This window comes from Treponema sp. J25 (assembly GCF_004343725.1).
In the GTDB taxonomy this organism is placed as follows: domain Bacteria; phylum Spirochaetota; class Spirochaetia; order Treponematales; family Breznakiellaceae; genus J25.
In genome coordinates, this window is sequence record NZ_PTQW01000013.1 from 118,696 (window position 1) to 130,824 (window position 12,129).

A 12,129-nucleotide genomic window follows, 5' to 3' on the forward strand; every position below is an offset into this window, starting at 1 on the left:
CTCCCTTTACACATCCAGGTTAGAAACGGCCAGGGCGTTCTCTTCTATGAATTGACGGCGAGGTTCCACCTCTTCTCCCATGAGAGTGGTGAAAATCCGTTCCGCCTCTACCGCATCATCCATATGCACCTGAATGATATTTCGCCGTTTCGGATCCATGGTGGTTTCCCACAATTGTTCCGGATTCATTTCTCCAAGTCCCTTATACCGTTGAACCGTTATTTTTTCCGGATCTCGACCTGCCTGGGCAAGGATTCTATCTTTTTCTTCATCGTTGTATGCATAAAACACTTTCTTTTCATAGGTAATCTTATACAGGGGAGGCATGGCCAGATACACATGTCCCCGTTCTATGAGTTCCCTCATGTAGCGATAAAAAAAAGTAAGTAACAGGGTACGAATATGGGAACCATCCACATCGGCATCGGCCATGATGATGATTTTGTGGTATCGAATTTTAGAAATATCAAAGGTATCCCCAATACCCGCGCCAATACTGGCAATAATAGGCTGGAGTTTTTCGTTACTAATGATTTTTTCTATCCGGGTTTTTTCAACATTCAGCATTTTCCCCCAGAGGGCAAGAATGGCCTGGAAGGTTCTATCCCTTCCCATTTTTGCAGAACCACCGGCGGAATCTCCCTCTACAATAAAAAGCTCACATTTAGCAGGGTCCTTTTCCGAACAATCAGCGAGCTTCCCCGGGAGCCCTGCGCTTTCCATGACATTTTTCCGTCGAGTAGCATCCCGGGCCTGGCGAGCCGCAATACGGGCCTTTGCCGCCAGAACTGTTTTTTCAAGGATAGCAGCAACGATATCCGGTCGCTGATCTAAGAAAAGCTCTAGCTGTTCGTTTACCAGGGATTCCACTATACCTTTTACTTCAGAATTCCCCAGCTTTCCCTTTGTTTGTCCTTCAAATTGAGGATTAGGAACCTTTACTGACAATACTGCCGTAAGACCTTCCCGGACATCATCGCCCGAAAGACTTTCCTCAAGTTTCTTGGCTAATTTCGATTTTTTTAGGTATTCGTTTAAAGTCCTGGTGAGAGCAGACTTAAACCCCACCAGGTGAGTTCCTCCCTCCCGCGTGTTGATGTCATTAACAAAAGAAAACATCATTTCGTTGTACGTGTCGTTATATTGGATGGCAACCTCTACTTCCACATCATCCCGGGAGCCACTCAGGTAAATAACATCGTTATGTAAGACCTTCTTTCCTTCGTTAAGGTATTGAACAAAGCTAACAATACCCCCTTCAAAAAGAAAGTCATGAACCTTTGGCTGGGTTAAACGTTCATCCCGAATGCTTATTTTGAGCCCCTTATTTAAAAAGGCTAACTCTCGAAGACGATTTGAAAGGGTATCAAAATTGTAGGTTACTGTCTCAAAAATGGTATCGTCCGCTTTAAAGCGAACAATCGTTCCCCGTTTATTACTTTCCCCCACAACTTTGACGGGCTCCTCAGGGACTCCTATACGATATTTTTGATAGTAAATTTTACCATCCCGGTGCACAAAGACCTCACACCAGGTAGAAAGGGCATTTACGACCGAAACCCCTACTCCATGAAGCCCGCCGGAAACCTTATAGGACTTTTTATCAAACTTTCCCCCGGCATGGAGCTTTGTCATGACCAGTTCGAGGGCACTAACACCTTCTGTCGGATGAATGTCGACCGGGATTCCTCGCCCATTATCTTCTACTCGTACGATATCGTTTTTCTCAAGGACCACCAAAATCTCAGTGCAGTGTCCCTGCATGGCCTCATCAACCGAGTTATCCACAACTTCATATACCAGATGATGAAGACCATCGATCCCCGTGGATCCAATGTACATACCAGGGCGTTTCCGTACGGCCTCCAGGCCTTTTAACACCTGAATACTGTGGGCTGAATAACTCGATTCCATCATCTTTCCTTATTATCAACTATAAATATAGGTAGAATATACGTTAAACAAGTATACCCGATTTTACCCCTCAAAGTAAAGGCAAGCTATCATGACCATACACATATCAGTTGTGTATTACTTGTGGATAATATGTTAATTTTTTATTATTGATATATTAAAGAATTAGTTTTACCCCTTATCCTTTCATCTGCTTTTGCGTTATATTTTAAATCTTTTTTATACAAATAATTATAAAAACACCTAAACATATTACAAGGTAGAATTTTACAAAAAACAATGGTATAGTAATGAAAAGGCATTTGCAAATTTCTAAATACTTGTGGATAATATGTGAAAAAGCTACTAATATGTTGTAAGAGCAGGACCATACATGGAGAAGGGAACGTATGTCGACATGGGATTATGAAATTTTCTGGAAAGAAGCTTTAAACCAAATTCGCCAGGAGCTCGGAGAACACGAATTTGCCATGTGGTTTAACATGGAATACCTCCATTCCACAGAAAAAGAGATTGTAGTGGCAGTGCCAAGTTCCTTCTACCGAGACCAGGTAACCATGCGGTACAAAAATCTTATTGAAGGAAAGCTTCATGAACTTGCAGGTAAGGACCTAAAAGTTATCTTTGAAGTTCGTCCAAGAAACAAAGATGTTTCGCCTGCTTCTCAGTCTATTAAAGAAAATGGACACTCTACTAACAACGAGATCTCTTCACCTAAAACCCCTAAAACAGAACAAATCTCTGTCCCAAAAAAGGATCCCCATCCGCAGCTTCGGCAGGATTATACCTTTGACAACTATGTTATTGGCGATAACAACAGCTTCGCGGCCAACGCGGCCATTGCGATAGCCAAAAACCCGGGAGGAGCGTATAACCCATTTCTTGTGTACGGAGGGGTTGGGTTAGGGAAAACCCATCTCATGCAGGCCATTGGGAACTATATTCACCAAAATTCTAACGCCCGGATAATCTATATAACCGCAGAAAACTTTACTAATGAATTTATCCAGGCTATACAGGCTAACAAAACCGCAGCCTTTAAAAACAAATACCGTTTTGTAGACATACTCCTTATCGATGACATTCACTTTTTACAAAAGAAGAACGAAACCCAGGAAGAACTCTTTCACACCTTCAATGCTTTATACGATGCTAACAAACAGATGGTTTTCACGTGTGATAGGCCTGTCTCGGAACTAAAAAATCTTTCGGACCGACTCCGCTCCCGCTTTGAACGGGGTCTTACGGTGGATCTCCAACCTCCAAATTACGAAACCAGATATGCTATTCTCCAAAAAAAGGCAGAAAGCCGGGGTGTGCAAATACCTAAAGAAGTACTTGAACTCATTAGTAGGAACGTAACTTCCAACGTTCGGGACCTTGAAGCAGCCCTTACCAAGCTTATCGCCTACGCTGAACTGGTAGGAAAACCTATAACCATTGAAGTGGCTCAGCAACACCTTAAAGACGTTTTTGCCTCTCCCAAACAAACGAATATGTCTATTGAAGTGATTCAACGGGTAGTGGCAGATTATTTTTCCCTTTCTATAAATGACTTACGAGGTAAAAAACGTACCCAAAACATCGTTCTTGCCCGACAGCTCGCCATGTATATCGGGAGGGAAATAACCGAGTATTCAACTACCGAACTGGGCATGGAGTTTGGCGGCCGAGATCATACAACGGTTATGCATGCTTGCCAAAAGATAGAAGAAAAACTAAGGTCCGATCCTTCTCTGGATCCTATTTTACAAAAACTTATAAGAGACATAAAAGATTATAGCACTAAAAACTAAAAACATGTTAAAATAGAAGGCACAGATTGTGGATAAAAGCCTTCTCTGTGCATAAGTGGATAAGGAGGGGATAGTTATCCAGAGGTGATAAAGAGGGTAATTCTATAATAAAAAAGGAATTATCCAGTTTTCCACTTTTTCACCTTCTCTACTATAACTATTACTAATATATATATATTTAGTAAAGGAGTATCAAAGATGAAGTTTATCTGTGAACGAGATATTCTTGCAAAAGAAATCACCATAGCCCAAGAAATAATCTCTACAAAGAACGCTATTTCTATACTCTCGAATGTCTATCTCGAAACTATAGATTCTTCTCTCCTTATTAGAGCCACTGATATAAAAGTGAGTTTCGAAACCCGGATACCGGTCACTGTGGTAGAAGCAGGGTCTACCACGGTGTTCTGCGATAAACTCCTGGGAATCTTAAGTTCTATTCCTGAAGGGGAAGTAGAATTTGAGGAAAACAACTCAAAGATAACAATTCGTCCTACTTTTAAAAAGATAAAATTTAACTTAAAAAGCATTGCTTCTGATAAATTTCCTGAACTTCCAGAGCCAGGGACAATACCGTTCTTTTCGGTGCCCTTGCGAGATCTGAAAGACATGATAAGCCAGACAATTTTTGCAATCTCCGATGATGAGACCCGCTATTTTATGAACGGTGTATTCTTTGAAAAACAGGATCCCTATGTGGTGATGGTAGCTACCGATGGACGGCGACTTGCATATATTCAAAGAAGTATGGAGGAAGGGATTCCTGATTTTAAAGGTATTATAATACCTCCAAAAATACTTAACCTTATTCTCAAGCGAGCAAGCGATGAGGGAAGCGCCTCTATTGCAGTAACGGAAAAGAACATATTTGTGAAATTTGGGCCTTACCTTTTCTCTTCTGTGCTCATAGAAGGTCAGTTTCCTAACTATCGAAGGGTTATACCGGAGAATCAGGCTCATCATTTTGTCATCAATCGTAAAGAAACATTGGAGGCCCTTAAACGGGTTTCTCTGCTGGTAGAACAAAAGTCAAGAAGAATATATTTGAACGTTAAGCCTGGCGTTCTTTCCTTGCTTTCTGAGGAGAGTGATATCGGAGCGGCCAATGAGGAAATCCCCTGCCAGTACGATGGTGAAGAAGTTTCCATAGCCCTGAACTATCGATACCTCGAAGAACCTCTTAGAGTGATGACTGATGATTCAATTGCGATATACTTTACAGAACCCACAAGGGCTATAACAATTAAATCTTTGCCAGAAAAGGATTTTTTCCATATTGTCATGCCCATGCAGGTTGATCAGTAGATGTTTATTCGAAATGTCCGAGTATTTTCTTTTCGAAATCTTGTAAACCAAGAAGTAGACGTAGAAAAAAAGGATGTCTTTTTAGTAGGAGAAAATGGGCAAGGAAAAACAAATTTTTTGGAGTCCCTGTACTGTTGCGCTTATGGATCTTCATTCAGAAGATGTAAAGATCAGGAAATGATTAAAAGAGGTGAAAACACCTGCGGAGTAGCAGTTGCTATAGAACAGGGCAGGTGTTCTACCATTTCGGTAAAGCTCATCCAGGGTAAAAAGATCATTGAGGTAGATGGCAAAATTTTAAGTCATCGGAGGGACCTTATCCAGTTTTTGCCGGTCATCATATTCTGCCATGAAGACATGGCTTTCATAAAGGGAACACCCGAACAGAGACGCTGGTTTTTTGATCAGGTGATAAGTCTTTGGGATCCCCTTTATCTTGATACGCTTCAGAGATATAAGCAGGTTTTAAAGAACAGAAATTGGCTATTAAGAAACCAGGATACTCGGACATTAGACGCCATAGATTTTCAATTTGTCCAGTATGGTCTGATACTCATAGAAAAACGTCAAAAGGCCGTGGAAAGGTTTTCTCAGGTTTTTTCTGAGTTGTTTTACAAAGTGGCTGGCCTGGAGGGTATTCAGATTCAATACCGGTCTTCATGGAAAGAGGGGGATCAGAACATAATTCTGCGCAATTTAGAGCTTATTAGAAATAAAGAGTTGGATTTCGGCGTAAGTCTCTCGGGTCCTCACCGGGATAGGTATCTTTTTGTTCGCAATTCTGAATCCTTTTCTGAGTACGCTTCCACTGGACAGGTACGACTTTTATCTCTTCTTCTTAGGATAGCTCAGGCCCGGGAATTTACTGAGAAAACAGGTCAACTTCCCATTTTATTGCTCGATGATGTTCTTCTTGAATTAGACCCAGAAAAGCGCAAGAAAATAGCCAGCGTTTTACCCGCCTATGAGCAGGCCTTTTACACGTTTCTTCCTGAGGAGCCCTATGATAGGTATGCAAAAGGTGAAATCCTTGTGTATACTGTGCGGGATGGTGTCTTAGAAAGGAAAGCGTGATATGAAAAAAGCGGCAGAAATTTTATCTGCTTTTTTGGATGATTCTCTCCTTGCAAAAGGACAGCAGTATTCAGCCCTTTTCAATGCCTGGAAAGAGATAGCCGGTGAACAAATTGCAGCTCATTCTAGAATTCGAGAATTTGAAAAGTCTATTATCATCGTGGAAGCGGAGCATCCCGGCTGGATACAGCTCTTACAGACGAAACAACGATATTTTATAGACGCTTTTCAAAAGAAATTCCCTGAACTTCAAATTCGCGGTATCTGTTTTAAGTTAGCCTTTGAAAAAATCTCAAACAAAGAATACGAAGAAAAAGAAAAAAAGATAGATGACGATTCGGAAAATAATGTATTGCAAGAAAATAGTGAGAATTTCCAGAAAAAAGATGATAGACCGGAGACAACATTAAAAGCCCAGGATCTTTCTGCAATGTCAGAAGAGAAAATATATTCTTCAATCAATGAAGATATTTATAAGAATATACATGATAAAGAATTGGTTGAACGTTTGAAACGCCTGGAGAAGGAAATAAAGAAAAGATGGGGAGAATCAAGCAGTTGACCAAAGGCAAGTTCATATTTTATACTGCCTTGCCGTTATATTAGCTAAGGAGATTGTTTCATGAAGCGTACATATCAACCCAGCAAGGTAAAGCGGAACCGGAAATTTGGGTTCCGTGCTCGTATGAAGACCCGGGGTGGACGGCTTGTTCTGAAACGGCGACGGGCAAAAGGGCGGATAAAGTTAACTGTTTCGGATGAGAAGAAGCCGTACTAAATGTGACTGAACTGTCATTTCGTTTTAGAAAATGCGAGCGTTTGAAGGACAAAAAGGAGATCCAGCGACTGTTTAAGGAGGGAAAAAAGTGTTCCTGCGAAGGGGCAAAGCTTTTTTTCCAGGGAAACCATTTATCCCACAATAGAGTTGTTTTTACCTGTGCTCGAAACTACGGAAATGCGGTTCAGCGAAATTATTCCCGGCGTTTAAGCCGGGAAGCCTATCGGCTAATGAAACACCAGCTTTTTTCAGGTTATGATATTGTAGTACTGATATATCCGGGGAAAGACGAATTTCAGGAACGATTGAAGCAACTGCAGGTTTTGTTTAAAAAGGCTGGTTTACTACGGAGAACAGAGTGAAGAAGTTGTTAATGCGCTTGATGATAGGGTTGATCAAAGGGTATCAATACGCTATTTCTCCGCATTTTCCTCCGAGTTGTCGCTATACTCCTACCTGTTCTACCTACGCTCTCACGGCTATTGAGAAATATGGGCCTTTTAAAGGTACATGGTTGGCTATTAAACGTATTCTCCGATGTCATCCTTTTCATCCGGGGGGGTATGATCCCGTTCCCTGAAGAATAATGAGGAATACCTATGAGTGAAGAAAAGCGAGTTCTTTTGGCGGTTAGTCTTTCGGTTGTGGTGATTACCGTAAGCATGATGTTGCAGGTTTATCTTGCTCCGCCCCCGAGTTCCCCGCAGGATTCAGCTGCCCAAACCTCTGGAATCCAGAGCCCAGACGCAATCCAATCAAACGAAACCTTTCAGGCACATAAGGCTGATACAGCAAACGCTTCTCCCCCGATGGATATTCTGTTAGCAGGGACAGCCTCGGAAGAGGTGCAGTTACAGGAAGAACGGGTAGTTATAGAAACGGACCTAGTTCGGGTTGTCCTGAGCAATAAGGGCGGGGATGTGGTTTCTTATAAACTCAAGGAACATCGGGACCACGATGATTTTGTGGAAATGGTTCTGCCGGGAACGGGTGAGTCCCATGCCTTTACGCTAGCCTTTGGTGGTATTGACGCGGTTCCTCGAACGGAGTTTTTTCATATAAATCGCGTGTCAGACAAGATTGTAGAATTCTATCGCGATTATAAGATTCCCGTTTCTAACGGAGAAAAAGAAGGAGTTTTTCGTTTAACTAAGCGGTACGAATTTAAACCCCAGGAATACCTCTTTGAACTTTCCGTCACTATAGATGGGGGATATTCTATTCCCTCTCTTAACTTTAATGGCGCCGCCTATACGTTAGAATTTGGTCCCCAAATAGGTCCCCGTTTTGAAAAGCTTACCCAGAATTATGAGTACCGGAATTATTATGTTTACACCAATGGGAAGCGTAAACAAGAAAAGGTAAATAATAAGAGCCCCACAATTGTAAATGAGCGAATTTCCTGGGCTGCCATAGCAGGAAAATATTTTACGTTTATTGCCATTCCTGATGCTACGCCGTATACCTATGCATTTTCTGCGGTTCCTGTGGCGGGTATGCCGGAAACGTCTCGGTTTTATATTGTACGGCCCGCTCTGAATGGTTCCCGTACTACCGATGTCTATCGATTTTATTTAGGGCCAAAAACTCAAAATGCTCTGGCCCGATATGATCAATCAGATAAAAATAGTTTTAAGTTACGGGATATGAACCTTACCGCCGTAGCTGATACCAGTGGTATTTTGGGGCCCCTTGAGGTAGTTTTGAAGTGGTTTTTACTGTTGTTCTATCGAATTATACCAAATTATGGGGTGGCCATTATTTTCCTCACCATTTTGGTAAAGCTGATATTATTCCCCCTTACCAAAAAGAGTTCCGAATCTACCCTTAGGATGCAAGAGCTGGCCCCAAAAATAAAGGAAATACAAGAAAAATATAAAGATAATCCCAACAAAATGAATCTGGAAATGGCCGAGTTCTACAAAAAAGAAGGGTACAATCCCCTTTCCGGCTGTTTACCCATGTTGCTTCAAATACCGATTTTCTTTGCCATGTACAATCTTTTTAATAACCATTTTGATCTGCGGGGGGCTATGTTTATCCCTGGATGGATCCCCGATCTTTCCCGGCCCGAATCGGTATACAGTTTTGCACCTTACCGAATTCCGCTGTTGAACTGGAGTGATATCCGGTTATTGCCGTTCATTTATCTTGTGTCTCAACTTTTGTATGGAAAGGTTACCCAGACACCGGACCAGCAGTCTAATGCCCAGATGAAAATGATGTTGTATCTGATGCCTATTATGTTCTTCTTTATCCTCTATGAGGTTCCTTCGGGGCTTCTTATTTACTGGATCATGTCTAACCTGTTAACCTTGGTCCAGCAACTGGCTTTGAACAAGTATTTGGCGGCGTACCGGGAACGAATTCGGGCTGCTGTAAAAGAGCCGGTTATAGCACCCCGTCGGAAAAAGAAATAGGATCAGCTGATTTTTACGAGCAATCTTTCTCGCGAGGAGACGCGTATGGTATATGAATTTGAAGGTCGAACCGAAAAAGAGGCGATTGATCGGGCGGCCGCTGAATTAGGACTTGAACGGGACAAGTTCGATGTGGAGATTCTGGAAACCCAGAAGTCGGGTCTTTTTAAGAAGGGGTATGTTCGTATTCGGGTGCATACCAACGAACCAGCCCCGAAGAAGACTGCTCCAGTGGGTAAACCTGTGTACGGTAATCCTGAACCGCAGAATGAGTTTGAACAGCAGCTGGTTACCTTTATCAGTACCCTTATTGAAAAAATGGGCTATCCCGGTAAAGTCATAATACTGTTCAGAGAGGAGCAAAAGATAGGGATAAAGATTGATTCTGAATTTTCTTCCATCCTTATTGGTAAAAAAGGAAAGAATCTGGATGCGATTCAACTGCTGGCAAATATTTACACCAATAAGCTGGGATATGATTCTATGAAGATCATAATTGATGCGGAAAATTATCGCATCCGTCGGGAAGAATCCCTGGTTCGGCTAGCCTATTCTGTAGCTGATAAGGTCCGTGAGACCAAGGGTTCGATTCTTCTTGAACCAATGAATCCCTTTGAGCGGCGCCTGATCCATACCACGTTAAATGATATTGCCGATGTAGAAACCAAAAGTGAAGGAGAGGGTTTATATAAACAGGTGCGGGTTTTCTACAAGGGTGCCCGATAGCACAGTAAGCCAGAGAGTAAGGGAATAGTAGAAGGATCCATACAGTTGAAAAAGCCTTCAAAAATAAACAACGATAGGAATGTAAGCATATTTCTGTAATATGCCTTCAAGGTTTACAGGTAAAAAAAGGGGCTGTTCCCGAAAGGGGCAGCCTTTTTAATTTGAATGAGAGGTTGCCATGAAAAGAAATGTGATTTGTGTTGTTTTATTATTTTTGACTGTTTCTTTTAAAGGTTTTAGTAAAACAAGCGGCGAGTTCCTGGGTAAAGAACTGTATGAAAAGATTAGTTCTCAAGGAAAAATAACCTCTGTTCAAACCAAAAAAATGGATCGATTTTTTAATACCCAGGATGAAAAGCTTACTCCTTTGATTCAATCCATGTTCGAAGGGAAATTTCAGCCAACAGTTATGGTAGAATCCCTCTATCTCTACAAAAAAACAAACCCTAACAACCAGAGACCTTTAAATGAGACAGAAAAAAATCGCCTTTTTAATAGACTAACTGCTCTTAGTACTCTTACAGGGATCCAGTATTATTCAGCGAGCCGAAAAACCATGAGAACCTTGTATGAAGTTTCCTATTGTATTGATCATCCTGAAAGTCGAAAAAAGATCCCCGATCCTTTTTTTCAGGGAATACCTAACAGCGTAACCGTATATGCCTTTCAAAAGGATCTTACCTTCGGAGAAAATGTCTACACCTATCGATTCCAATACGATGGAGAAAATTTTTCTTTTCTTCAGAGAAATGAAACCGTGATGAAATATGGTTTTGTTCCAATAATTGATAAAGGGAACCTCCGAAGTCTTGTGGTGCTCTACGATTGTGACGATGCACTTCTTGTATATATTCTGTCATATGCGCAGGTTGCCCTTCTCCCGGGGATGGAGGCAAAAATAAAAGATTCCTTTGGGAATCGAGCGGACGCTCTCTATAACTGGCTAGTTGGTTCTATAAAAAAGGAAATGCTCTTTTAAGAAAGGATTTTTACAGTACCAGTTTCCTATTCCTAGAGTCTTAGGACCAAATCAGGTTGATCTATCTGAATAGGGTTCTGCTTGAAAAAGTAAAAAGTATGGTTGCTCGTTTTTCCAAAAAATAAAAAGGGGTTACCCCCTTTACAGGATAACCCCTTCCCTTCCCTTGGTTTACTGGAGCAACTGCAGGACTCCCTGGCTTCGCTGATTGGCCTGAGCAAGCATGGCCGTTCCTGCCTGGCTGAGGATCTGGTTCTTGGTATATCCCACCGTTTCCTTCGCCATATCCGTGTCGCGGATCCGTGATTCGGCGGCCTGTAAATTCTCTGCGCCGATATCGATGCCGCGGATGGCGTGTTCAAGTCGGTTCTGGTAGGCACCCAGATCTGCCCGTTGCTTGTTTACTTTTTTGAGGGCCTCATCGAGGGTTCCAATAGCACGGTTTGCACTGTCCGGATCTTCCAGAGTAAGAATAGTGTTGTCACCGGGGTTTCGGACACCAAGACCCTTAGCGGTCATGGTACCGATATACACCCGTTCTCGCTGATCCATGTTTGCCCCAATGTGGAACCACATGGAGGCGGTAACCACGTTTTCGCCCGTTTCTCGGGCAAACCGTCCGGTGAGCATGTTGAGTCCGTTGAACTGAGCATGGGATGCAATGCGGTCAATTTCATCCACGAGCTGAGAAATTTCAACCTGGATTTGCATCCGGTCTTCAGCGGTATAAATACCGTTTGAAGCCTGTACTGCCAGTTCACGCATGCGCTGGATGATGTCCTGAGTTTCCTGCAGGTATCCTTCCGCAGTCTGGATAAATGAGATACCATTAAGCGCATTAGTCGATGCCTGATTCAGACCGCGAATCTGACTGCGCATTTTTTCGGATACCGCTAAACCAGAAGCATCATCACCGGCCCGATTGATCCGCAGACCGCTCGAAAGTTTCTCCATGTTCTTGTCCAGATAGGTTTGGGTAACCCGGAGAGAACGATCTGCATACATGGCACTCAGGTTGTGATTGATGATCATACACGACACTCCTTTGGTGTGTTCGCAATTTTATACAAAGTATAAAATTGCTATGGCCTCCCTGCCATTCTATAAAGCCTGTGCTGGAACCCCCTACCCACCAAA

At 42.3% G+C, this 12,129-nt stretch carries 12 protein-coding genes; 10 read left to right on the top strand and 2 right to left on the bottom strand.

Going from position 1 to position 12,129, the window contains the following annotated elements:
- Positions 1-6: 6 nt before the first annotated feature.
- Positions 7-1,914, bottom strand: coding sequence for a DNA topoisomerase (ATP-hydrolyzing) subunit B (gyrB, locus tag C5O22_RS04855; RefSeq protein ID WP_132780156.1), 1,908 nt, complete (start codon positions 1,912-1,914; stop codon positions 7-9).
- A gap of 389 nt (positions 1,915-2,303) precedes the next feature.
- Here gyrB and dnaA point away from each other — a divergent pair, with 389 nt between their 5' ends.
- The 10 genes from dnaA to C5O22_RS04905 all read left to right on the top strand — a co-directional run bounded on the left by dnaA (position 2,304) and on the right by C5O22_RS04905 (position 10,992).
- Positions 2,304-3,710, top strand: a complete 1,407-nt coding sequence (dnaA, locus tag C5O22_RS04860) for a chromosomal replication initiator protein DnaA (protein ID WP_132780074.1) — start codon at positions 2,304-2,306, stop codon at positions 3,708-3,710.
- A gap of 198 nt (positions 3,711-3,908) precedes the next feature.
- The gene (dnaN, locus tag C5O22_RS04865) at positions 3,909-5,015 is read left to right on the top strand and encodes a DNA polymerase III subunit beta (RefSeq protein ID WP_132780075.1); all 1,107 of its coding nucleotides are present in this window, start codon (positions 3,909-3,911) and stop codon (positions 5,013-5,015) included.
- Positions 5,016-6,089, top strand: coding sequence for a DNA replication/repair protein RecF (recF, locus tag C5O22_RS04870; protein ID WP_132780076.1), 1,074 nt, complete (start codon positions 5,016-5,018; stop codon positions 6,087-6,089). It abuts the gene before it with no gap.
- A 1-nt stretch (position 6,090) separates the two neighbouring features.
- Positions 6,091-6,651: a DciA family protein gene (locus C5O22_RS04875; protein ID WP_132780077.1), complete on the top strand. Its 561-nt coding sequence runs from the start codon at positions 6,091-6,093 to the stop codon at positions 6,649-6,651.
- Positions 6,652-6,711: 60 nt separating this feature from the next.
- On the top strand, positions 6,712-6,867 hold the full coding sequence (gene rpmH / locus C5O22_RS04880; RefSeq protein WP_132780078.1) for a 50S ribosomal protein L34: 156 nt from the start codon (positions 6,712-6,714) through the stop codon (positions 6,865-6,867).
- Between the two features lie 2 nt (positions 6,868-6,869).
- On the top strand, positions 6,870-7,229 hold the full coding sequence (gene rnpA / locus C5O22_RS04885; protein WP_486389486.1) for a ribonuclease P protein component: 360 nt from the start codon (positions 6,870-6,872) through the stop codon (positions 7,227-7,229).
- Entirely contained in the window at positions 7,226-7,447 is a 222-nt protein-coding gene (yidD, locus tag C5O22_RS04890) for a membrane protein insertion efficiency factor YidD (protein ID WP_243692869.1), read from the top strand. The genes rnpA and yidD overlap by 4 nt, the downstream gene beginning before the upstream one ends.
- 19 nt (positions 7,448-7,466) lie before the next feature.
- Positions 7,467-9,287 (top strand): membrane protein insertase YidC, encoded by a 1,821-nt coding sequence (yidC, locus tag C5O22_RS04895; RefSeq protein WP_132780079.1) that lies wholly within the window; start codon positions 7,467-7,469, stop codon positions 9,285-9,287.
- 45 nt (positions 9,288-9,332) lie between these two features.
- Positions 9,333-10,013, top strand: coding sequence for an RNA-binding cell elongation regulator Jag/EloR (gene jag / locus C5O22_RS04900; protein ID WP_132780080.1), 681 nt, complete (start codon positions 9,333-9,335; stop codon positions 10,011-10,013).
- A 178-nt stretch (positions 10,014-10,191) separates the two neighbouring features.
- Positions 10,192-10,992 carry a DUF6675 family protein gene (locus C5O22_RS04905; RefSeq protein ID WP_132780081.1) on the top strand — a complete coding sequence of 267 codons (801 nt, stop codon included), beginning with the start codon at positions 10,192-10,194 and terminating at the stop codon, positions 10,990-10,992.
- A 171-nt stretch (positions 10,993-11,163) separates the two neighbouring features.
- On the opposite strand, the gene C5O22_RS04910 is transcribed toward C5O22_RS04905, so the two are convergent.
- On the bottom strand, positions 11,164-12,024 hold the full coding sequence (locus C5O22_RS04910) for a flagellin N-terminal helical domain-containing protein (protein WP_132780082.1): 861 nt from the start codon (positions 12,022-12,024) through the stop codon (positions 11,164-11,166).
- Positions 12,025-12,129 lie beyond the last annotated feature (105 nt).

What these genes read in the sequence shown, in the direction of transcription:
- gyrB (WP_132780156.1), bottom strand. Translation starts at nt 1,914, where the DNA reads ATGGAATCGAGTTATTCAGCCCACAGTATTCAGGTGTTAAAAGGCCTG.
- C5O22_RS04875 (WP_132780077.1), top strand. Translation starts at nt 6,091, where the DNA reads ATGAAAAAAGCGGCAGAAATTTTATCTGCTTTTTTGGATGATTCTCTC.
- dnaN (WP_132780075.1), top strand. Translation starts at nt 3,909, where the DNA reads ATGAAGTTTATCTGTGAACGAGATATTCTTGCAAAAGAAATCACCATA.
- recF (WP_132780076.1), top strand. Translation starts at nt 5,016, where the DNA reads ATGTTTATTCGAAATGTCCGAGTATTTTCTTTTCGAAATCTTGTAAAC.
- yidC (WP_132780079.1), top strand. Translation starts at nt 7,467, where the DNA reads ATGAGTGAAGAAAAGCGAGTTCTTTTGGCGGTTAGTCTTTCGGTTGTG.
- rpmH (WP_132780078.1), top strand. Translation starts at nt 6,712, where the DNA reads ATGAAGCGTACATATCAACCCAGCAAGGTAAAGCGGAACCGGAAATTT.
- C5O22_RS04910 (WP_132780082.1), bottom strand. Translation starts at nt 12,024, where the DNA reads ATGATCATCAATCACAACCTGAGTGCCATGTATGCAGATCGTTCTCTC.
- dnaA (WP_132780074.1), top strand. Translation starts at nt 2,304, where the DNA reads ATGTCGACATGGGATTATGAAATTTTCTGGAAAGAAGCTTTAAACCAA.
- jag (WP_132780080.1), top strand. Translation starts at nt 9,333, where the DNA reads ATGGTATATGAATTTGAAGGTCGAACCGAAAAAGAGGCGATTGATCGG.
- C5O22_RS04905 (WP_132780081.1), top strand. Translation starts at nt 10,192, where the DNA reads ATGAAAAGAAATGTGATTTGTGTTGTTTTATTATTTTTGACTGTTTCT.